At 42.4% G+C, this 20600-nt stretch carries 22 protein-coding genes and 1 tRNA gene; 11 read left to right on the top strand and 12 right to left on the bottom strand.

Annotated features, from left to right (window positions below; all coding sequences use genetic code 11):
- Position 1: 1 nt before the first annotated feature.
- The 8 genes from V7O61_RS08415 to V7O61_RS08450 are packed head-to-tail and all read left to right on the top strand — an operon-like array spanning position 2 to position 5418.
- Complete coding sequence (locus tag V7O61_RS08415) at positions 2 to 1726, top strand: carboxypeptidase regulatory-like domain-containing protein (protein WP_407282151.1); 1725 nt, start codon at positions 2 to 4, stop codon at positions 1724 to 1726.
- Positions 1723 to 2721, top strand: coding sequence for a hypothetical protein (locus V7O61_RS08420; protein ID WP_407282150.1), 999 nt, complete (start codon positions 1723 to 1725; stop codon positions 2719 to 2721). Before V7O61_RS08415 ends, V7O61_RS08420 begins: the two co-directional genes overlap by 4 nt.
- Before the next feature lie 9 nt (positions 2722 to 2730).
- Positions 2731 to 3168 (top strand): hypothetical protein, encoded by a 438-nt coding sequence (locus tag V7O61_RS08425; RefSeq protein ID WP_407282149.1) that lies wholly within the window; start codon positions 2731 to 2733, stop codon positions 3166 to 3168.
- Positions 3169 to 3177: 9 nt separating this feature from the next.
- On the top strand, positions 3178 to 3573 hold the full coding sequence (locus tag V7O61_RS08430) for a hypothetical protein (protein ID WP_023844523.1): 396 nt from the start codon (positions 3178 to 3180) through the stop codon (positions 3571 to 3573).
- A 4-nt stretch (positions 3574 to 3577) separates the two neighbouring features.
- A complete protein-coding gene (locus V7O61_RS08435) occupies positions 3578 to 3940 on the top strand; it encodes a hypothetical protein (RefSeq protein ID WP_048135133.1) in 363 nt (120 codons plus the stop codon).
- Positions 3930 to 4091 carry a hypothetical protein gene (locus V7O61_RS08440; protein ID WP_156916241.1) on the top strand — a complete coding sequence of 54 codons (162 nt, stop codon included), beginning with the start codon at positions 3930 to 3932 and terminating at the stop codon, positions 4089 to 4091. The genes V7O61_RS08435 and V7O61_RS08440 overlap by 11 nt, the downstream gene beginning before the upstream one ends.
- Complete coding sequence (locus tag V7O61_RS08445) at positions 4088 to 5041, top strand: hypothetical protein (protein WP_023844520.1); 954 nt, start codon at positions 4088 to 4090, stop codon at positions 5039 to 5041. Before V7O61_RS08440 ends, V7O61_RS08445 begins: the two co-directional genes overlap by 4 nt.
- Positions 5042 to 5100: 59 nt before the next feature.
- Positions 5101 to 5418 (top strand): hypothetical protein, encoded by a 318-nt coding sequence (locus V7O61_RS08450; protein WP_023844519.1) that lies wholly within the window; start codon positions 5101 to 5103, stop codon positions 5416 to 5418.
- 348 nt (positions 5419 to 5766) lie between these two features.
- On the opposite strand, the gene V7O61_RS08455 is transcribed toward V7O61_RS08450, so the two are convergent.
- From V7O61_RS08455 to V7O61_RS08480, 6 genes are all read right to left on the bottom strand, one after another.
- A complete protein-coding gene (locus tag V7O61_RS08455) occupies positions 5767 to 6669 on the bottom strand; it encodes a tyrosine-type recombinase/integrase (protein WP_407282148.1) in 903 nt (300 codons plus the stop codon).
- A gap of 176 nt (positions 6670 to 6845) precedes the next feature.
- Positions 6846 to 6920, bottom strand: a tRNA-Glu gene (locus V7O61_RS08460).
- Between the two features lie 67 nt (positions 6921 to 6987).
- A complete protein-coding gene (locus V7O61_RS08465) occupies positions 6988 to 7338 on the bottom strand; it encodes a TFIIIC protein (protein ID WP_023843752.1) in 351 nt (116 codons plus the stop codon).
- A 19-nt stretch (positions 7339 to 7357) separates the two neighbouring features.
- Positions 7358 to 7582, bottom strand: a complete 225-nt coding sequence (locus tag V7O61_RS08470) for an LSM domain-containing protein (RefSeq protein WP_023843753.1) — start codon at positions 7580 to 7582, stop codon at positions 7358 to 7360.
- Positions 7583 to 7810: 228 nt separating this feature from the next.
- Positions 7811 to 8206 carry a DUF3467 domain-containing protein gene (locus V7O61_RS08475; protein WP_288070822.1) on the bottom strand — a complete coding sequence of 132 codons (396 nt, stop codon included), beginning with the start codon at positions 8204 to 8206 and terminating at the stop codon, positions 7811 to 7813.
- An 82-nt stretch (positions 8207 to 8288) separates the two neighbouring features.
- Complete coding sequence (locus V7O61_RS08480; RefSeq protein WP_407282147.1) at positions 8289 to 10766, bottom strand: DUF5814 domain-containing protein; 2478 nt, start codon at positions 10764 to 10766, stop codon at positions 8289 to 8291.
- A gap of 151 nt (positions 10767 to 10917) precedes the next feature.
- On the opposite strand from V7O61_RS08480, the gene V7O61_RS08485 reads away from it, so the two are divergent.
- On the top strand, positions 10918 to 11751 hold the full coding sequence (locus V7O61_RS08485) for an RAD55 family ATPase (protein WP_023843756.1): 834 nt from the start codon (positions 10918 to 10920) through the stop codon (positions 11749 to 11751).
- 19 nt (positions 11752 to 11770) lie between these two features.
- Here V7O61_RS08485 and V7O61_RS08490 read toward each other — a convergent pair whose 3' ends face one another.
- The 4 genes from V7O61_RS08490 to ileS form a co-directional block, all read right to left on the bottom strand.
- Positions 11771 to 12622 (bottom strand): MTAP family purine nucleoside phosphorylase, encoded by an 852-nt coding sequence (locus V7O61_RS08490; RefSeq protein WP_407282146.1) that lies wholly within the window; start codon positions 12620 to 12622, stop codon positions 11771 to 11773.
- Positions 12623 to 12626: 4 nt separating this feature from the next.
- Positions 12627 to 13730: a DUF373 family protein gene (locus tag V7O61_RS08495; protein WP_407282145.1), complete on the bottom strand. Its 1104-nt coding sequence runs from the start codon at positions 13728 to 13730 to the stop codon at positions 12627 to 12629.
- Positions 13731 to 13829: 99 nt separating this feature from the next.
- A complete protein-coding gene (locus tag V7O61_RS08500; RefSeq protein WP_407282144.1) occupies positions 13830 to 14459 on the bottom strand; it encodes a 6-hydroxymethylpterin diphosphokinase MptE-like protein in 630 nt (209 codons plus the stop codon).
- Positions 14460 to 14466: 7 nt separating this feature from the next.
- A complete protein-coding gene (gene ileS, locus V7O61_RS08505; protein WP_407282143.1) occupies positions 14467 to 17643 on the bottom strand; it encodes an isoleucine--tRNA ligase in 3177 nt (1058 codons plus the stop codon).
- A 426-nt stretch (positions 17644 to 18069) separates the two neighbouring features.
- On the opposite strand from ileS, the gene V7O61_RS08510 reads away from it, so the two are divergent.
- Together V7O61_RS08510 and V7O61_RS08515 are read left to right on the top strand one after the other, a co-directional pair.
- Positions 18070 to 18264, top strand: a complete 195-nt coding sequence (locus tag V7O61_RS08510) for a hypothetical protein (RefSeq protein ID WP_407282142.1) — start codon at positions 18070 to 18072, stop codon at positions 18262 to 18264.
- Positions 18254 to 18529: a type II toxin-antitoxin system RelE family toxin gene (locus tag V7O61_RS08515; protein ID WP_407282141.1), complete on the top strand. Its 276-nt coding sequence runs from the start codon at positions 18254 to 18256 to the stop codon at positions 18527 to 18529. Before V7O61_RS08510 ends, V7O61_RS08515 begins: the two co-directional genes overlap by 11 nt.
- A gap of 132 nt (positions 18530 to 18661) precedes the next feature.
- On the opposite strand, the gene V7O61_RS08520 is transcribed toward V7O61_RS08515, so the two are convergent.
- Positions 18662 to 19417 carry a hypothetical protein gene (locus V7O61_RS08520; RefSeq protein ID WP_407282140.1) on the bottom strand — a complete coding sequence of 252 codons (756 nt, stop codon included), beginning with the start codon at positions 19415 to 19417 and terminating at the stop codon, positions 18662 to 18664.
- Positions 19404 to 20417: a hypothetical protein gene (locus V7O61_RS08525; RefSeq protein WP_407282139.1), complete on the bottom strand. Its 1014-nt coding sequence runs from the start codon at positions 20415 to 20417 to the stop codon at positions 19404 to 19406. The genes V7O61_RS08520 and V7O61_RS08525 overlap by 14 nt, the downstream gene beginning before the upstream one ends.
- Positions 20418 to 20600: the final 183 nt, after the last annotated feature.

Consider the following 20600-nt stretch of genomic DNA (forward strand, 5'->3'; position numbering starts at 1 on the left):
AATGAGAAAAATAATATTAATGGCACTGTTTTTTTGCTTGCTGGTATTGCCTGCAAGTGCTGACGATGAATTAATTTCAAACGGAAATTTTTCTGATGGTTCTACCGGTTGGACTCTTTTTGGTAATGCTGCTTCTGTGAGTTCTAATGCTGGGTATATTTATTTACAAGGTGCATACCAACCAAGTGGTTTTTATCAAACTGTAGATTTAACAAATGTTGATACGTTAACTTATCGGTGGTGGTTTACTTCTGCATCAGGTTCCAGTTATGTTGTTCTATATATTGATGGGGAGTCTGTCAAAACGTTTTCAAGTGGTTCAGATTCTGATTCTATCGATGTTTCTAATTATACAGGAGATTGTGAGATCAAATTTCAGAGTATCATCACGGGTACTGAGATTAAACGATTTTTTTTCGATGATGTTAGTGCCATTAAAGTTGATTCTGCAATTTCATGGGATGAATCCACATATTCAGCTGGGGATATTGCAAACATTACCTATAACTATCCTTCTTACAGTGCCAGCAGTGAAAACTTCATAGATATTAGGTCTTACAACCCTACTAGCACAGTGTGGGAGCTGGAAGAGCGAAGAATGGTATATAGTGATTCAGGCTCAATACAATATGTTGTTCCTGCATATGAATCAAGACAATTCAGAGCCGAGTTAATGACTCGTGCAAGTGTTCTGTTTAATCCTACTGAAATAGGCAATGCAACAATGCAGATGACCTCAGAAGGTGCAGCCCTGGAATTTACAAAATACACGTATGACAGGGATGAGAACATGACATGGAACTATTACAACATGCCAGAAGGTTCCTTTATCGTGTTCCACAGTGGTCCAACTGCTGCAGATGCAACATACTTCCAGCAGTACAGTGTTTCAGGCAATGGATCTGCAGGATATCAGCTTCCAAGTAATGGACCTTATGGCGAGCTGTTCTACATTAGAGCGTATGACAGTGATGATAATTCACTAAGCTACGACTATGCTTATACAGAGAATGCTCCAACCGGCGAGGCCACACTACACGGACGTGTAAGGGATGCAAGCACTGAGGCAGTGATCTCCGGAGCAACTGTCACTGTTGCAGGTGAAACAACCACAACGGACAGCAGCGGAGATTATAGCATAACGATCTCAAAAGGAACCTGGGATATTGAGGTTTCAGCATCTAACTACGTTACAAAGACAGTATCAGATTTCACTTTCTCCGGATCCACGTATAGCTATAACCCCTATTTGACTCCAGCTCCTGCAGCGTCATCCACGCTGTACGGTAGTGTGTCAGCTGCAGATGATGGAGGATCTATTTCCCAGGCCACAGTGACAGTGTACAACAGCACTAAAACAAAATCCGATGTTACGCATTTAGGAGCCTTTGAGATCAACGGTCTGGCAGATGGCCAGACATACACTATCAAAGTAACACAGGACTATTTTGAGACTTACCAGGACACCTTCACTTTTGACGCTGAAAACAACGTGTTATCTATTGAACTTACCAGAGCGTCAGAAGAGACAGAGGAAGAGGATGAGAGTGGCTCATCCGGTGGTCTCTCTGATGAAGACGATGACAGCAGCTCAGACGATGAATACAGGCCAGGAAGGGCGGCAGCGAGAGGAACACTAGAGCAAGCTGAGGCTTCTATTCCAGGAATGTTCTCTGTCCTTATGATAATCGTATTCATGGCAGCAATTAAAAAAGGTTTAAAATGAAGATTAGGATCTTAGCTCTTTGTCTCCTTTTGTTGTGTTTCACATCCATAGCTACAGCTGCAGAAACTTATGAGCAGGATGATATCACATACATTGATTATGAGGTTGTGGATGGCTATTTAATTAGTACAGTAGATCTTGGGAACATTGATTCGGATTTTAATAGCATTATAGTGCTGGATTCCTTTGGAGAGGAATATGTCCTCTATATCAATAATACAAAATCATGGGGCTATTGGACTTTTGATATAACACTAGAATCTCCAACGGGCACAACCGAAACACAAACACTAAAAAAGTTTCTGCCGTATGCAACTGATACGGATATCCATATTCAATATTTTTATGGTGAGTATGATTTAGGATACGGACTTGATGTTGATGTATATTTAGGATTAAGCCCTCTAACTGCAAGCTTTGATAATAATTTAGTCAGTGAAAACAGCAGTACTTATCAAGAGTACTTAGAATGGACGGGATTGTGGAGTGCCTATTCCAGAAGAGCATTTAGTGACGTTCAAATATCCTGCTCCAATGAATTTGATTTCAAAGCTACGTATGTGGATCTTGAAGAGTTTGAGGCGCAAAAAGAAGAATCACTGGCAGAATGGCTGAGCGGCACATCTGAGCTTTTCTTTGATTGGGCCTGGGACTCTATCCTAGCATTCGTTGAAATGATTCCAGGAGTGGGGCCTTACCTGGCATCAGCTCTGGAAATGAGTGCTTTCATCGTTGGAGAGGTTTTTTTCTATCTGGACCTGCTTTTCATCGAGTATCCGGAAACAACTATTCTGACAATAGAGTTCCTGATTCTGGCTGCAACTATACTAAAAACAGACAAGAAAAGCAGCATCTGGGATATGGCAGAGACTTACATTTCAATGCACAAAGCTGTAATAGAGTTCTTTTATAATTTTGCAATACGCACCATCGAATTACTTGTAAAGATTGTACAAATGGTTGCGGATATTGTGGGGGCAATCAAACCACTGTGAGGTTATAGTATGGGAAGAAAAGACAAAAAAGAGAATGCAAAAGCCCTCATTATAAGACCTGGGCTTGATGGTATTGACCTGCAGACAATCAACATAGATGATGAGGTCGGCAAGGATCCTAAAGTGAATAAGGAATATGCTCTTCCTGAGTCAACAATTACGCTGACAATCAACGGAAAAAAGACACAGAATGTCTATCTCATTGATGGAGCAAAGGGGACCTCTGTAAAGCTTATCAGATCGGACGAGTCGGAGGAGGTAGGCGAGGGAGAGAACAAGCAGGAAGTCTCTCTCCTGACCATGAAGACAAGTCCCAGGAAGATAGCTGCTATCCTGGACACCACAATGATGCAAAGAGCCTACACACTGAAACCTGACAGGCGTACTCTGGGACTTGCTTTCTTTATAGGTATAGGCGTTGGATTCTTTACAGGGCTCTTTTTCTGAGGTGAACATATGGACTCTGAGACAGCAAAGGAATTACTCAAAACAACAGCCAGCAATTACTCCAGCGAGGCTCAGAAGAACCAGGAGATATCAAAGCTCATCACAGATGATTCTGACTCAATGCTGGACCTGTCAGAGCAGCAGATAATCGTCATGGCCATGTACAGATCATTCCATGAGAACGTCCTGCCTTTACCTCAAACAATGTCTTTCCTGGATAACTATGGAGGCCTTAGCAGGTCTAGGGATCGTATGGGTCGACAGGAGTTTGTCGAGTGCCATGCTCGAAGGCCCACATACATAATCAATCCACACGACACTGACAAAGAGCAGATACAAATGGCCAGCCCTCAGCAGCCTAAAAAAAGCGTATGGGATAAGTTGAGGAGAAATAGGAACCAGTGATATTATGGCCAAATCAGCTCTTTCTTTTCATCTGTCAGAGGCTCTTATGTCTCTGATCTACAACTCAAACGGATCTCTTTACCAGAGGACCAACCTGATAGCTATTATTTTTTCTGATGTAGAGGCCATGCTGGATAAAAAAGAGGACTTGCTCAAACCGATAAGGGAAAACATGAAGCTCCTGAGAGAAGGCTATGAGCCTATTATGGACCGTGATATCACTGTGATGGCTAAGAGACTGGCCTATGAGCAGGTCCTTGACGATACCAGGACAGCACTGATCAAACTGATAGACAAGGAAAATCTAGTCTCAACAAGTAATCTGATGACGGTAAAAGCAACTAAATGGGGAAATAATGATGAGTGAGCACATAATGATCACCTGGCTGGACTACCAGAAAGCCTGCTTTGTTGTAGGTCTTACTTGCATGTTCGTTGGCATGTTCATTGGTGAGTTGAAATACAACCGTGACGGCCTGAAAAAGAAGCTAAGCAAAATCATGGAGAGCCTGGAGTGAGCTGGCAGGATCGTTTCAAGAGGGAATTTATCCAGCGACCAGGAGAGCACCTGCTTAACCTGGGAATCACTGGATCCGGGAAGACTCAGGACCTCATCTGGATCCTGGATGCTCTCAGGTCCGGAGCTCCGGAGGAGACTATTCTCTGGAACGATGCCGGAAAGTCTAATGAGCTTCTCCTGGTTGGCCAGTTCGGACCGTTGCATATTCTCCTACCTGAAGGAATGGATATTGACATTACATCCGATTCAGTGGAATATACAAAGACTTGGTTCACAGATCCTGCAGATGTGTGGAGATCCCTGGAACGTGGAAAGATCAACGTGCTCTGCATAGAGCCTTTCATCCGCAAGCCTCAGTACTTTACTCCGGTAGTTACAAGCATATTCTCCAAGCTTATTGACCTGGCACACGATCACCATTTGCCTGTCCCTCTTTCGATCTTTTATGATGAGTTCCACAGGGTTGCACCTGGAAAGGGACAGGCCTATGACTCCAAACACGCTGCCTTTGGTGCCGAGATACAGTACAATATCGAGACATTAAGATCTCTTAGGGTTCGCTTTGTGGCCAGTACACACGGATGGACCAAGCTCCGCAAAGGTGTGAGATCTTCGTTCAATTGGTTCATGATCAACAGGGGAGGCTCATTCACTTCCTCAGAACAGCCCAGGCTATCCAGGTATAACAAGAAATTCGAGACACTGGAGAACAATGAGGCTATAATTGCATTTCCTGATAAGGTGTTTACCGATATAATGGAAATACCCTACTATGGTGAAGGATGGCAACATGGATCCATCTATTACAGCGGAAAAATTACACCACAGAATTCTCCATTTATCAAGCAGAAAAAAGAGGTCAACAGGGATGATTTGCAGTCAATCAAGGACATGCTCTTAAATGACCTAATGAGAGCTGGCAAGGAATCAGTAGAAGCAACAAACTGATACATAAAAGTGAAATTTATATATACTACTAATTAGCTCTATATATCTGGTGTTAAAAAATGGCATCTTCTCTTGTAATGCGTAGATTATCATGTATTGAGCCTAAAAATCGGGTTAGGATGGAGGTACGTCTGGAGGCTGAACTGGCCAACATCATAAGGAAAAATGCTCTTAACCCTTCAGATATTGCAAATATCGGTATTGAAAAGGTACTGGTTGGACAGGGATATTTCCCCGCCATTGCAGTAAAAGCAGATCCTTGTCTCCTCCTGGATCCGGAGGTCCTCACAACCATCCAAGACAATAATATGAACGTCTCTACAATCCTGAACACTGGTGCAAGGATATTGCTGAGGGAGAAGGGGCTGCTAGCTTAATTGTCCTTTTTGTGTCACTCTGCAGCTGACAACTGAGCTCAGGCCTGTGAGATATCCAGACATAATTCTGGTGCTTGATATCGTTGTACAAAGCGGCAAATATTAAGTTAATCGATAATTAGATAGTATAACACACCCAACACAATAAATATAGGTGCAATTTGCGGTTGAATAAATCTCCACTGCTCTATAATTGGTTCAGCTTGTAACATATAAAAACCAGAGCCTACCATGAATAAAACTACTACTACTGTTGATCTTTCCATTGTACACCACTTAAAAGAAAAACAGCAATCAGTAATAACACTTGCTAAATATTAACATATACTTCTATAGTAAGTACATTTTTTACCCATATCCCAATAGTTCAGGAACGCATCGTTCATACTGATCTCTTACCAGTTCCAGGTCAATGTCGAGGTAATGACTGGCCCATGTTTTCTTTTTAAGCGAGTCGCCTCTAAGCCACATTATATACACTTCATCCATGCCCGCACGCTGCAGTTGTGTGGTCAAAAACCCTCTTAGGCAATGTGAGGTTAATTTCTTGTATAGCGGACCTGAGCGGTCATGCAAGCCCAAAGGTTCAGCATAATGCTGTATTACATCATTGGGGTAGTCTTTGTCTATCCTGTAGCCATTGTCAGTGATGAACAAAGCCGGAGACTTTGGTCCTATCCATTCCCTGAATCTAAAGTACTCTTCTAAAAGCACATGTAATTCACTATCAATAAATCCTATTCTCTCTTTGCGTTTCTTCTTATCAGGCCAATAGATTAGATCTCTTTTAAGGTCAATATCATCTTTATCTAACGCAAGGATCTCGCCTTTGCGACCTGCTGTCTTTGCAAAGAATGCCACCAAAGTTAATTCTCTGACGTACGCAAAGTCAATAGATCCGATTAATTCCCTCACTTCCTTGAGGGAGGGGATCTGTCTCCGTTCCTGCCTGTAAGGTGCCTGTAAGTACCGTGTGCGTATTTGTAGGACCGGATTGACGTTTACCTCTTCCATAAAGAGAAGCCAGTCATACAGGCCGGATATGGCCGAGAAATCCCGCCTTATAGTTCCTGTTGTGATGTCCTTGGTCTGCAGATGTCGCAGGTACTGGAGAAGATCTTCCTTAGTACATGCTACCGGATCCGGGTATTGGGTTAAAAACGCTTTTACACTGCTTTTGTATGTCTGGCAGGTGCGCAACTCAAGTCCTCGGAGCTTGCAGTCATCAAGATAGTTGTCTAATATCTCCATTTTTTAACAACCCTGACACTCAAAATAAAAAAACCTCTATATATTTTTTCTATTTATAGACTCTATAGATTAATATATAGTACTTTTTCTAGGGTATATCTATATAAAATTATAAAAAGAGTTGTTGATTAACATAGTTAATTATTTTAACATAAATATAAGAAAAGTGAGTAAGGTGCTCCGGCCGGGATTCGAACCCGAGTCTTCGGCTCGAAAGGCCGGAATGATTGGCCGGACTACACTACCGGAGCACGTTGATTTCGCTTTAGTGAAGCGACTCCAACATAGCAGATATTCTATATAAACCTTTCGCCGGAATCAGCACATTTCACCTGTTTCCTCATTATCATTGAGGTTTTCGACCCATGCAGTAAGCTTTCCACAGATCTCAGGCTGGCATGCATCCCTGCATCCGGCGCAAGGAGAGAACATTTCTCCTGACAACAGGAGATCGAAGCAGGGCTTCTCCTCTTCCTTAACTTTCAAAAGATAAGTTCTGGCCCCATTGGAAACAGCCTGCTCACGGATAATAAGATCCTCATCAAGGAGCTTAGAAACTACCCTGGAACATTTACGACTGTCAATTTCCAGCATTTTCCAGAGCTCGTTCTGGAAAATACCTTCTTTGCTCTCACGAATAAGATTGTATGCACTCTCTTCGACACTCATACTGGTTTCCACTGAGAGTTTATTCTTCCATAGGAACAACAAGAATGATATTGTTTCCACGCAACACGACTGAACCAAGGGAACGCAGACGCTCACCGTTTGCGACCTCTACAGTGTCGACCATATGAAGATTCATATAATCGTCTGCACTTTTTAAAGTTCCTTCGAGAAGGTGAAGGTCACCTTTCATCTCTACCTGGACTTTGGATCCAACTAATTTCTGGACTTTCTTACTTGGGAACAAAATTAATCCTCTCTTTCATTTAAAAGAATAATATTACTGAAACTATTCAGTTTACAGGCTAGTATAAATAGCCAATATTGTATTTATTCTTGGCGACATATCCCTTCAAAAAGATACGAATACTCGCCACAAACAACATGTATAGATTTCTTGCATAAATAATTGACAGTTCATATCAAATTCAAAATGATGATTAGTTCAACAAAAACTGAACTTACCCTTCTGGAATTACATATATCCCTGTATCTCAGTACTATCCTGAACAGGCTCCGGCTTTTTCTTAACTCCCATCTGCGGCTTTGCAATAGGACCAAAAGCAGCCTCATAGTTCTGTATATGCTGATTCAGCCAGCGCACAAGCTCAACTGCTGCCAGAGGTGACATAATAACCTCGGTCTCAAGTCTTCTCTGAATAACCTGCTCTCCTGACTTGTCAGTTGCCATTGGCATATCATTGTAGAAACCAATCCTGAAATCGTACGGACTGTGACCGCCTACAGCTCCGATAGAGTACACCTGCTTAAAATCCTCAGGTTTATGAAGTTCGATTCTCACAGTCTTCTTTTTCTTAGCATCTTCCGGTTTATTGTTCATTACAACACCTTCGTTTTTTTCTTTGTCCATAATATCATATCCTCACAGCATTCTAATCTGGCAACATAACTATTATAATTTTTCATTTCAAACGCAAGAGAAAGAAATCAGTTTATCCCTCAACCTGTTTTCTAAGACTCCTTGCTCTGTATGATAGATCACGCTTTGAATAAGCCAAAGCTATCATCTCAACAGCCTCAAGGTTGCGTACCACATTATCAAGATATCCAAGCACATCACCCGGATAAGCCGTAATACCATAAAGATACTCAAGCTTTTTCACGATACCTTCAGGCTCATATCCTTCCGCCCTGATGGAAATTATTTTCTCAGAGAACTTACGTTCTGCGCAACCACAATACGGGGAATCACGACAATTACATGTCAAAAAATCAGCCGCAAAATCGAACAACTGGTCACGCAGGGTAACATCCAGTTTGTCCATATTTTCGCCTTCAAAGAGAATATCCAGGGAAGCACCCTGAAACACCCTGGAAGGAAGGTTCACATTCAAAGCCGAAGAAATGCGATTCGCATATTTGTAATAAACAGAATCAAAGAATTCAAGATTGGAAACCGTAACAATAGGATCCTGTTCCACAAGAACAGAATCGCGTATAAGGAAAGCCTTTGATACCGACAGGAAATGTCCTGCTGCTATCTTACCAAATTTGGTGAGAGATACAAGATCTCCTTTTTTATGAATGAACTTATTCTTTGCAAGTTTGCCAAGAAGATAATCCACATTAAAATCAGCCAGCATGGATGAATGAATATTTTGGAGATCATTCTTTGATGAAGTCACAGCAACCGAAGCCAGCACTTCCTCAAGCTGTTCATCTTCCCCATATTCTACTTTTGTATGTTCCATCTCGCCTTTAAGCAGTTTCAGGGCAACAGCATCCTCAGTATCACCCTTGTCACCTGAATACTTCTTATTAGGAACAGCTAAAAGCACAACTTCACCACGATCATGGTAATCCGGCCTTCCGGCACGTCCGAGCATCTGAAGGAAATCCTGCATTGTAAGCCATTCAATACCCATTGCAAGGGACTCAAATATAACCTGTGATGCCGGGAAATCAACTCCGGCAGCAAGTGCAGCAGTTGTAACCACAACAGGCAATTTACCCTTAAGGAATGCTATCTCAGTCTTTTTTCGTTCCTGACTTGTAAGACCGGCATGATAGGCCGCAGCAGATATCGGAAGTCCCTCAGCTATACGATGGCAGTTTCTTCTTGAATTGGTAAAAATAATAGTCTGTCCTTTGTGTCCTTTTGACGAAGTAGTGGCAAATTCCTCCCTAACAAGCCGGGTCATAATCTTGTTCTTGGAATGTTCCGGACACAGAATTAGATGCCTTTCAATGGGCACAGGACGATACTCATATTCCACAAGTCTTGCGCCAAACTGTTTTGCACGCAACTTAGGTTTTGCCACAGTAGCTGAAAGATAAATGAACTGGGCACCAGGAGCAACATATTTCAGCCTGCCAATAACACCATCAAGCCGGTGTCCTCTTTCTGAATCCTCAATTGTATGCACTTCATCAATAACTACAGTACCTATTTTTCCAAGCAGGTCAGCACTGCCTGTCCTTAGCAGGTAATCCAGACCTTCGTATGTTCCCACAATAATATCTGAATCCAGAGTTCTTTTCATGGATGCATTTTTTGCGGTCTTGATACGGGCACTACCAACCCTGATGGAGGTTTTCAGTCCAATTGGAGAATATCTTTTTGTAAACTGGTCATATTTCTGGTTTGCAAGAGCCACAAGAGGTACAAGATAAAGCATGCGTCCTTTACCACGCAGTATATTTTCAATACCTGCAAGTTCTGCTATCAGTGTCTTTCCGGTGGCTGTCACTGAAGTTACAAGCTGGCTCTGACCTTTCAGAAGGCCATTCTCTATGGACAGTGACTGGACCGGCAGAAGAGTTTCAGATTTTGCAAGCAATATTTTCTTGAAGCTGTTATGCAAAGGCAGGCTCTTAATTTTCCCTGTAGGAACCTCTGTGTTAGCTGCAATGGAATCAAACCTTGTAAGCTCACGGTCAAGATCTTCCGGACTTACCATGGCCATTGTACGGTCAAGGTCCTTAGTTTTGAGCATTATTTCCTCAAACCTCTGACATGCCTCATCGGCATAGTTTACATGAGAACTCTTAAGCATCCTGTAAAGCTCTTCCCCGGCACAGTCTTCACATATCTTATCCCTGTGATACCTTATGGAGCGTCGGTTAAGGAAATTAAACCTGTTTTTTAAGAGACAGAACCTGCAGGCATTAACAAGATCTGCACTGAGCTGGAATCCCTGAAGCATTTCAACAAATTCTGATGTTTGCTTTTCATCACCGTCCTTTGCTATCATGATACGGTCAGCTATTCTCAAAAGATCTATAAATTCAGAAGGTGGCCTGTATTCCCCCTTCCCATCACTTTTTACCTTGAATTTGTGAGGGCGTGGGCCTGCATCAGTATTCCTCAGGATAAGTTCACCAACAAAAAGAGGGACCTTCTTCTTATCCCGTATAGGCAGAATAATTATCTTTGACCTTTCAGGGCTTGCAAGTATCCAGAGTGTCATTGCTGCTCATTGATGACTTTCAGTTTATAAAAACTGTTGGTACTGAAGAAGCATACAACTATTCAAATATTATTTCATATTATCTAAACCGTTAAAGAAGAGTTTTATAATATTAAACTATATATAAATGTAGCAAAGCAGAGGACATATTATGCTGGATCCTAAAAACATGTTAGAAAATGAAAATACTACTCCTGATGCTGAAGAATTCAGAAATAATTCGGAAGGCTCCCTGTATGACAGCATCAAAAAACCGGATAAGAACCAGGTTATACACAAAGGTGTTAACCTGAAATCGACAGGCATTCTTGTCCTTGACAGAACACTTGGAGGAGGAATACCAGCCGGTTCACTTACATTTTTTTCAGCTGATCCCCGTTCAATGTCAGAGATTTTTCTTTACCAGTTCACCCAATCCAGAAAAACATATTACTTCACAACAAACCGAAGGCCACGATACGTACTGAATGATGTTATTAATCTTGGTTTTGATCCTTCAAACATTATATTCGTAGATATATACAGTGAATATTACTGTACCTCATGCGGTGAAATATCTGATAACCTGAGTAACGAATTTATCGATTCAAAAATACTGGAATTTACCGAGTATAATCTGCGTAACATTGCAAACGATTCCAGCGGTGAGGATGTAAACATAATCTTTGATTCTTTTTGTTTCTTTACAGGACTCACAGCCAACAAGGGACTGATAAAACAGCTAATTAACGTTATATACGAAACAACAAAGGAGCTAAATTGTCTTACCTATCTTTATGGCTCAACCTGCAATGATGATGGCCTTAGATCATTCGTATACAGTTTATGTGACGTAATATTTGAATCCATGCTTGATCAGGGCGCTGACAAAGTTATAAGCAAACTGTCCATCCCAAAAATAAGGGGAATGATACCAAACACTGAAATAATAAAATTCAAGATCGGTGATGGTGTCCAGATCGATACATCCAGGGATATTGCCTGAAGATTTAAAAAAATTAAGTTTAAAGTTCTGCATCAGAACAGGCATACCTGCAATTACATAACCTGTTATCGGTTTCAGGAAGTGCGCAAATTACACTTGCCAGAATGTCCTGCAACCTTTCTTTTATTTTGTCGAGTGTATCAAGGACATCACTTACTGTCATTTTTCCATTTCCAAGACCACATGCATTATTGGTAATAGTACAGATGGAAGCATAACACATGTTCATCTCTTTTGCAAGAACTACTTCCGGCAAACCTGTCATACCAACTACATCGCCAAACTGCCTCATCATACGTATCTCTGCCCGGGTCTCAAAACGCGGACCTTCCGTACAGACATAAACACCTTCAGAATAACCGATATTATTCATTTCAAGATAATCGCCCATTAATTTTCTTATTTCGGGACAGTATGGTTCAGTGACATCTGCATGGACAGTCCTGTCATTATAAAATGTGGATGGGCGGGTACGTGTTAAATCAAGAAAGTCTTCAGGCAGGAAAAAACTTCCAATTGGATGATTCTTCATTGTTCCCACTGAATTTGTGGAAATTACCCTTGAAATCCCAAGTTTATGTATTGCATAAATGTTTGCCCTGTAATTGATCATATGGGGTGGCAGGTGACCATCATTTCCTGAATGCCTGGGTAATAATGCAACATTCTTTTCACCAATAGTACAGAGATAAGCAGTAACATCACCATAAGGAGTACTGACTATCAATTCCTCTGACATTTTATCGGATGGAAATGCAACACCACCTATCAAGGCAGCCTGAAGATTTAAGTCCCTGTAGTCCTGTATGTTTTCTTTGGAATACTGTGAACTATCCGGAGATTTTATACAATTGAGTTCTTTTCCAGTCATGTTTCTACCTTTTTGATTTTTTCCCCTGTTCCCGGGGTTTGCTGGAAACCCTGATTCCTGCCAGTGCAAGAACTATGGCAAACACAATGGAATATACAAATATCTGCAAACCGTCCTGCAGACCTGTTTCAGTTCCTCCCATTACAGGATTTATGGATATAAGATAACGTGTAGCCCCCCAGAGGAGAAATCCTAATGAAGTGACAAAGAATGCAGGACTCATATACCTGAAAGTTGGCTCTGAGTGTTGCTTGCAGTCAATTATCTTACCTGCATCTGCAAACAGAATTGCCAATACGTATATCCAGATAGTACTGTTAATGAAAGACGTTATAAGCGGAATAATTCCGTAATACCATATTCCCTGTGAAGTGTATAAGGACCACACATTCATCAGGCCTACCAATGAGGCAATCAGCACCAACAGAGCTGCTGTTGCATAGGTGAAAAATGTAAGCCTGCCTGAATAGAAGGAATCTTTCAGTTTTTCCCAGTAAAAGTCTACTGTATCACTGAAACCTCTGTAAAGCATGTAAAGACCCACAGCTGCCAGAATACCTATTATGGCGCCCTGGGAATAGTCAATTAAAAGGAAGAATGCATAAATAAGAGCCGCAAGACCCACCGGCACAAAGAATGTCTGGGATATTTTCGGATCATTGAATGCATGCTTGATTATGTAATATGTGCTTTCAAGATTGGCACTCTGCATTACTACTATACGCCTGACAGAATCTATCTTCATTCTGGACTGGACAATTGGGATAAGTGTTTCATCTTCAGCACCGTCAGAAACAAATATAGCAGATTCTGCAGGGAACTTTTTTAATAACATATCAAGCTGATTTGCAATTTTCTGGTCAGATATGATACCGATATTCCTGTCGCCTGCAAGGGTGATTATCTCTGCATCTACTCCTTTTGCCAGCAGTTCGTCAAGTATCTTGACCCCACCGAAAATAGTATTGGTATCAGAATCTTCAGGGTCTGCCGTTGCAAGTTTTACTGCTGCCTCTATGTTTGCTTCCCTGCCTATAAGTGGAGCAAGTACATTTGCTTTGTCTCCAAGGTCATTGTCCCTGTCAATACATATTACCAGTGTTTGCATGCAACTCCAGTAGGTATTTAGAACGAAAATATAAATAGATTCTGATAAAACGTTACCTGTAAGTAACTTGGAAAAAAGATAAATTGAGTTTTAAAAGAGTTATGGATTTAGTCTTTCAATTAGCAGGCGAGCCCATTTTAGTTTTCTCTTCTTAACTGGATTGACATTTTCATCATCAAAGTCAAAACCAACAAGAGTTATACTAACAGCACCGAATTCCTTTGCCAGATAAGCACACCTGTCTCCGTCACTGAAACCACCGAAATTAAACACATTTTCCAGTGGAGAAGCCTGAGTACTACCTACGATATTGTTCAATTGTGGGACATAGCTATGGAGTTTGTCAATATTGTCCCCATGGCTGTGTACTACCATAATTGACCCTGCCTTGTTGGCAATGATCTCTTTTTCAACATTGCCATCAAGATCGGTTACAATAATATCAGGAATTATCCCTCTATCAACAAGTACGGCAGTAGCTCCATCGGCTGCTATTATCACAAAATCATCGGGATTGATAAGTTCAAGTTCCTGTGCAAGGACAGGAGCATTCCCGCAGACCAGAATATCTTTTCCCTCAATAAGTGCTTTTAATTCGGAAATGTCTGCAGAATTAGAAGTATCGAGCATAGCAGAGAGGATGAGAGCTGCCTGCTCATCACCTTCCCTGCTAAAGCCCATGTCCTTTAGTATGGACTCGTAAATGGGTTCCCATTCATTGAAGTCCATTGTAACCTCAGTTTGTTTTTGAAATGCCGATGGTCATGGATATGCCTTCGACATCCCAGTCTTTTTCAAGTGAACCTGCTGTATCAACATCAAGACCAATGACCTGAACATTTGCACGGGTTTCCTTTGCAATGAACTGTTCGCGGTCAAGTACAAGGTCAAGAACTCTCTGATCGTTTATCTGTATGTGGGACTTGATATTATCATCAACTGCAAGGTTGAGTTCCTTCCTCATATCCTGAACCCTGCGGATAACTTCCCTTGTGTACCCTTCGGATTCGATCTCACGTGTCAGGTTTGCATCCACATAGATTATACCTGCACTGGACTGGGCACTTGCAACCATTTCAGGCAGTGCTTCTATGAAGTTGACCATTTCAGGTTTGATAATAGCTGTTCCTCCCGGGATCTCCAGTTCAAACTGGTCTTCCAGAGCAAGTGCTTTCTTAAGCTGCATTGCATCTGCCTGCTTAATTGCACCAACAACCTTGCCGGCATCGCCCTTGAACACAGGACCTATCTTCCCGGGATCGGGATTTGCCTCAAATCCGAGTTCATCCCATGATTCCCCTACTCCGGTAAGCACGATGTCCTTGGAGTTAGTCTGGTCCATGAGTACGGATTTCAGGTTTGTGACTGCATCTGCTGCCTGCTGGTTTACAGGACTGAGAACTATGCGTGATACTGGCCACCTGAGCTTCCTTCCAACCTTCTGGCGGGCATTGGATGCGGATTCCACAATTGAGCGAACCATGTCCATGTGAGCTTCAAGTTCCCTGTCAACAATATTCTCATCAACCTGTGGCCAGTCGTTCATGTGAATTGTTACCGGTGCATCAGGATTTACATTTCTGACAAGGTTCTGGTACATTTCCTCTGCCAAGTGTGGCATAAATGGTGCAATTACCTTTGCTGTCAGAACGAATACATCATAGAGTACACGATAAACAGCAAGCTTGTCAGGATCATCTGCTTCTACCCATGTTCTTGGCCTGATGAGCTGGATATACCATCTTGAAAGATCTTCAAGAACGAACTCGTTGATTGACCTGAGTGCCCTGTGCAGTGTGCACTTTGACATTGCATCATCAACTTCAGCAACAAGTGTCTGTGCCCTTGAAAGAATCCACCTGTCTTCCTTGCGAAGATGTGGTTTTACGGATTCAAGTGAAACCTGCTGCGGATCAAATTTGTCAAGCACCATGTAAGGAAGCGGGAAACGATAAACATTCCAGAGGATGTTGATAGTCCTGTTGATATTACCCAATTCACTGCTTACGAATTTGAGATCATCCCACGGAGCACTTGAAGATAGTACAAAACTACGCAGGGTATCAGCACCGAACTGCTCTATTACATCACCTGGAGCTACGACATTTCCAAGGCTCTTTGACATTTTCTTGCCTTCGCTGTCAAGGGTGAAACCGTGCATGAGCACACTCTTGTAAGGTGCTTTGCCAAATGCAACCATACTTGCACCAAGCTGTGAGTAGAACCATCCGCGTGTCTGGTCCTGCCCTTCTGTAATAAAATCAGCCGGCCACCATTTGTCGAAATCTTCCTGTTGCTGCGGGAACCTGAGTGTTGCCCATGAAGCTACAGCTGAATCAAACCATACATCGAAAACGTCTTCAACACGCTTCATCTTGCCGCCACATTCACAGTCAAGCAGGATCTCGTCCACATAAGGTCTGTGAAGTTCGATATCATCGCTGACACCGGACATTTCCTGAAGTTCTTCTTTAGTACCGACTACGTGCATCTTGTTACAGCTATTACACTTCCAGACAGGTATTGGTATACCCCAGTATCTCTGACGGGAAACACACCAGTCACGTGCTCCTTCTACCCAGTCCTTAAACCTTGCAGAACCGGCCCATTCAGGATACCATTTTACCTGTGCTATCTCTTCAAGCATCTGTTCCTTGAGTTCACCGATCTTGATGAACCACTGTTCGGTAGCAAGGTAGATGATAGGTGTCTTACAGCGCCAGCAATGTCCGTACCTGTGTTCGATTGTTCCTTCAGAAAGCAGGTTTCCACGCTCGTTAAGATCCTCGATGACTACCTTGTTAGCTTCACGAATGTGCATTCCTGCATATTCACCTGCTTCTTCGGTGTATCGACCATCTGGTCCAACAGGACAGAATATTGGAAGACCATTCTTCTTACCAACTTCAAAGTCATCCATTCCGTGTCCAGGAGCTATATGTACACAACCTGTGTTCTCTGCAGTCACATAGTCTGCAAGATATATGCTGTGTTTCATCTCAGCTTGTATTGGCACCTTGTCAGCTATCGGACTTTCGTATGAGAGTGATGTGAGATCCTCACCAAGCATTGTACCGAGAACTTCATAATCTGTGTATCTTCCTTTTCGAAGTACGTTCTCAACAAGCTCGGAAGCGACTATGAGTGTTTCCTCTTTTCCTTCCGCACTTACTGCTTTTACCTTTGAGTACTCAAAAGAAGGATGCACTGCAACTGCTACGTTTGATGGAATAGTCCATGGTGTTGTGGTCCAGATGACCACAAAGGTGTTTTCCTCACCTATTATCGGGAATTTTACGAATATTGAAGGATCTTTCCTTTCCTCATATTCGACTTCTGAGTCTGCAATGGCAGTTTCGCAACGTGGACACCAGTTGACAACACGCTTACCCTGTTCAAGAAGACTCTTCTCCTGTGCCTGCTTCATTGTCCACCAGGCAGCTTCGATGTACTCATCCCTGAGTGTCATGTAAGGGTCGTTCCAGTCAAGCCAGGCCCCAAGGTCCTGAAACTGGTCTGTCATGTCATCCTTCTGGTTAAGTGCGAATTCCTTACATTTCTCTATGAAATTGCCGACACCGTAGGTCTCAATATCCTTCTTGGATGTGAAACCAAGTGCACCTTCCACTTTTACCTCAATAGGAAGACCATGCATATCCCAGCCTGCCCGGTCAACGATGTCAAAACCGTTCATGGAACGGTACCTTAAAATGGAGTCCTTGATAATCTTGTTCCAGGCTGTTCCCAGGTGGATATGTCCGGTTGTATATGGCGGACCGTCTACGAAAAAGAACTTTTTACCACCTTTTCTGTGCTCACGTACCTTGGAATAGGCATTCTGCTCGTTCCAGAGAGCGTGTACCTTCTCCTCTATTTTCTTTGGGTCATACTGGTTGGTGATCTCCTCTATCATCTAGGATTCTCCATATGAATGTGAATTATAATTGTTATCTGAATTTAAGTCTGAAATTCTATGTAAACACTTCGTGTAAACCTATTGTGCTTATCCTACTGCAATATTGAATTTAAATATAATGGATGATAGTCGCATAGGTTGTAGTTAAATGTTGTTAAAAATGTGCAGAGGATTGTTTGTGGAAATTATCTAAGATGAAGTTGTACAGAAGATTACAACACAGTAATTAATAAACAACTCATTCAGGAACTGTTGACATCTTTTAAAAACATCCATTTCTCATATCTGTTTCCCACGCTGTCATAGAATCTTACCACGCAGTAAGTTACTGTTCAGTAAGTATAAAGAATATAGATGAACTATCCTCCTTCAACCAGATTTTCGCTGGAAACCTATAACTACTATAGCAGCTATAGTGCAAGTATGAGTGAAACCACTACAATTCAGGTAAAAAGAACTACCAGAGATGCATTACGCTCTATCGGTCACATGGGGGAAGATTACAACACCGTGATCGAAGGACTCATCAGAGAACATAACCGCAATGAACTTGTGGAATACAGTCACAAGGTCGTGGCTGAGCGTAAGGATGAGTTTGTGAGCATAGATGAGCTTTGAAGTTTTAGTTCTACCTGACCTTTTTACAACACTCCCTCCTGATATCAAAGAGAATATTAAATCAGCACTCAAAGAATTAAAAGAACCTTTTCCCGGAACAGGAAGAGGCAGCAAAAAAGAGATAAAAGGTGCTGATAATGTTGCATATCGGTTGAGGGTGGGATGTTATCGTGTTTTCTACCGGATAAGCCGGGAAAATCATAAAGTATATGTTTTCGATATTCTGGCGGCAGAGCAGGCGCATAAGAAGTATGGAAGATTGTGAAGGAAACATAACTTCATTAATCTTCTTGGCTATCCCTCTCATCATCACGGAAGAAGTAGCTGGTGGCAGTACCGTTCTCAATCTCGTAGAACTGGTTGACGCATATGGTCCAGTGCCCTTATTTTCACAACTTCATTTAACCAGTGATAAGAGTTGCTTTATGAGAGCATCCGAATCATTTTGCGATAACCTGCCATATTTTTCGATACCTTCGTTTGTTTCGTACACGGTGCGTAAGGATTGTTCGAGGAAAGGATACTTTTCTAGCAGCTCAGCGAACACGTAAATATCCAGTTCTCTTCCACCGTGACCGGGGTCAAGCAGTGCAAGGATATCTGCCCTGTCTTTTATAAGTTTTCCATTTTCCCATAAAGGGTCATGGCTTAGCAAATTATCGATTCTGTACTGCCGGTCCCATATGGCTTTGAGCTTCAGGATGATCAATGCTCCCCGAGTTGGAACGGTCATTTCAATACCGCCACGTATTGTTCTCATTTCGGTGTTCTTTTTAAGGATGCGGAAATCCAGATAGTTGTCATCGATTCCTTCAAAAGGGAAAGGCTTCTGCCAGGTGGCAAAGTCGATGATCACAGGGCCTGCGTCGGTCATTTTCTGGACACTTGTGGAGATGCCGGGAAGTCTGTATGGCTTAAAACCCCTGTTCTCTCGCAGATGGAACATTATGCTCTTACGAATTTTGCTGCTTGTGATGAGGTCTATATCGATTGATCCGAACCAGGGGTTATAGGAATCTACTGCCCAGCCACCGATGAGCACGGTGTTTGAGTCTTTGAGATTATCATTCTTTTCGTGCAGGTAGCGGATAATCTCATTCAATTCTTCCAGAGAAAGAGCAATTATCCTTTGTGTGGGTTCATATTGTGGCATAGACCGACACCAACTGTTTTGTTATATCCATTGCAGAGTAGCCCATTCCTGCCAGGTCAAGCAGTGTCTGGGAAGGGGATACTATCCTGATACCTTCCTTTTCCCGGACATCACGGAAGACGTCCCTGTCAGTACGGTATATGTATGCATGAGTTCCTTTGTCAGAATTGGATGTGAACAGTTCCCTGAAGTAACTGAGATTTTCTTCCTGCATGTAGAGATATACGGCATCATGGCGTACTCCGTAACCTGTGTACAGTGATGCTGCGGTGTAGGATGTGAAGCCGAATGGTATGTCATTCTGAGCTTTGAGGGCTGATGTTATCTCTTTTGCGGCTGTTGTGGATTCTTCGAAGTCTATCCGTATCTCTTCGATCATGAGATTGGAGAACGGACGTTCCCATGCAATGCCGCTGAGGAGTTTGTTCACATCGGATATGCTGACATGACCGTTATCCTGCCTGATTATGTTCTGCTGTATGAGTGCCTTTATGGTCTTGTGCGCCCAGCCGTAGGATACGTTCTCCATTAAGGAAAGTTGCCTTATGGATGTCTTTTTCTCTTTGAGTAGACGGGATACTACTTTCCATGATTTCTCTGATGTTATCCTGTGACTGGCCGATGTGTACTGTTCCCTGTTTTCAGAGACCAGTGACCGGGGAAGCTTTATTGCTTCTATGCCCAGTTTATCCATGAGCTCTTCTTCCATCTTCGGGATATATTTTGCAGCAAGCACAGGCACGACCTGTTTCCCTCTCCCCTTCTCCCGCTGCCAGAGATCACGGAAGAGATTCAGCCGTGATATCGCATCTATCGTTACCCTTGACCTTATTTCAATGACATAGAGCATGTCCTCTTTTTCCAGTATCAGGTCCGGACTGAATGGCAGACTGCTCAGGGAAGTCCCTGATGCAACAACCCCCGCGCCCTCAGGAATCCCCAGATGTTCCATGATGTACGCACGGGTGTCGTTCTGTTCGTCTCCACTTTGTTGTGTCATCTTAGTTATCACTATATAGTGATAACTATATATAGGTATCAGTGATATGTATCACTGATTGGTGATAGGTAGATGAATGTATCAGTGATAGGTTTGAGAGTGGGTTCATGATTTTTGCTGTCTGCTTGGCTATGCGCTCGTCGTCGCGGAAGAAGTAGCTGGTTGCAGTGCCGTTTTAAATTT

The sequence above is a fragment of the Methanolobus sp. WCC1 genome, from assembly GCF_045690315.1.
GTDB lineage: Archaea > Halobacteriota > Methanosarcinia > Methanosarcinales > Methanosarcinaceae > Methanolobus > Methanolobus tindarius.

Bases quoted from the DNA above. Each gene is read 5' to 3' on its own strand.
- V7O61_RS08500 (WP_407282144.1), bottom strand. From the start codon at position 14,459: ATGGACTTCAATGAATGGGAACCCATTTACGAGTCCATACTAAAGGAC.
- V7O61_RS08510 (WP_407282142.1), top strand. From the start codon at position 18,070: ATGAGTGAAACCACTACAATTCAGGTAAAAAGAACTACCAGAGATGCA.
- V7O61_RS08415 (WP_407282151.1), top strand. From the start codon at position 2: ATGAGAAAAATAATATTAATGGCACTGTTTTTTTGCTTGCTGGTATTG.
- V7O61_RS08440 (WP_156916241.1), top strand. From the start codon at position 3,930: ATGATGAGTGAGCACATAATGATCACCTGGCTGGACTACCAGAAAGCC.
- V7O61_RS08455 (WP_407282148.1), bottom strand. From the start codon at position 6,669: ATGGAGATATTAGACAACTATCTTGATGACTGCAAGCTCCGAGGACTT.
- V7O61_RS08430 (WP_023844523.1), top strand. From the start codon at position 3,178: ATGGACTCTGAGACAGCAAAGGAATTACTCAAAACAACAGCCAGCAAT.
- V7O61_RS08465 (WP_023843752.1), bottom strand. From the start codon at position 7,338: ATGAGTGTCGAAGAGAGTGCATACAATCTTATTCGTGAGAGCAAAGAA.
- V7O61_RS08480 (WP_407282147.1), bottom strand. From the start codon at position 10,766: ATGACACTCTGGATACTTGCAAGCCCTGAAAGGTCAAAGATAATTATT.
- V7O61_RS08485 (WP_023843756.1), top strand. From the start codon at position 10,918: ATGCTGGATCCTAAAAACATGTTAGAAAATGAAAATACTACTCCTGAT.
- V7O61_RS08520 (WP_407282140.1), bottom strand. From the start codon at position 19,417: ATGCCACAATATGAACCCACACAAAGGATAATTGCTCTTTCTCTGGAA.
- V7O61_RS08490 (WP_407282146.1), bottom strand. From the start codon at position 12,622: ATGACTGGAAAAGAACTCAATTGTATAAAATCTCCGGATAGTTCACAG.
- V7O61_RS08475 (WP_288070822.1), bottom strand. From the start codon at position 8,206: ATGGACAAAGAAAAAAACGAAGGTGTTGTAATGAACAATAAACCGGAA.
- V7O61_RS08450 (WP_023844519.1), top strand. From the start codon at position 5,101: ATGGCATCTTCTCTTGTAATGCGTAGATTATCATGTATTGAGCCTAAA.
- V7O61_RS08495 (WP_407282145.1), bottom strand. From the start codon at position 13,730: ATGCAAACACTGGTAATATGTATTGACAGGGACAATGACCTTGGAGAC.
- V7O61_RS08515 (WP_407282141.1), top strand. From the start codon at position 18,254: ATGAGCTTTGAAGTTTTAGTTCTACCTGACCTTTTTACAACACTCCCT.
- V7O61_RS08420 (WP_407282150.1), top strand. From the start codon at position 1,723: ATGAAGATTAGGATCTTAGCTCTTTGTCTCCTTTTGTTGTGTTTCACA.
- V7O61_RS08425 (WP_407282149.1), top strand. From the start codon at position 2,731: ATGGGAAGAAAAGACAAAAAAGAGAATGCAAAAGCCCTCATTATAAGA.
- V7O61_RS08525 (WP_407282139.1), bottom strand. From the start codon at position 20,417: ATGACACAACAAAGTGGAGACGAACAGAACGACACCCGTGCGTACATC.
- V7O61_RS08435 (WP_048135133.1), top strand. From the start codon at position 3,578: ATGGCCAAATCAGCTCTTTCTTTTCATCTGTCAGAGGCTCTTATGTCT.
- ileS (WP_407282143.1), bottom strand. From the start codon at position 17,643: ATGATAGAGGAGATCACCAACCAGTATGACCCAAAGAAAATAGAGGAG.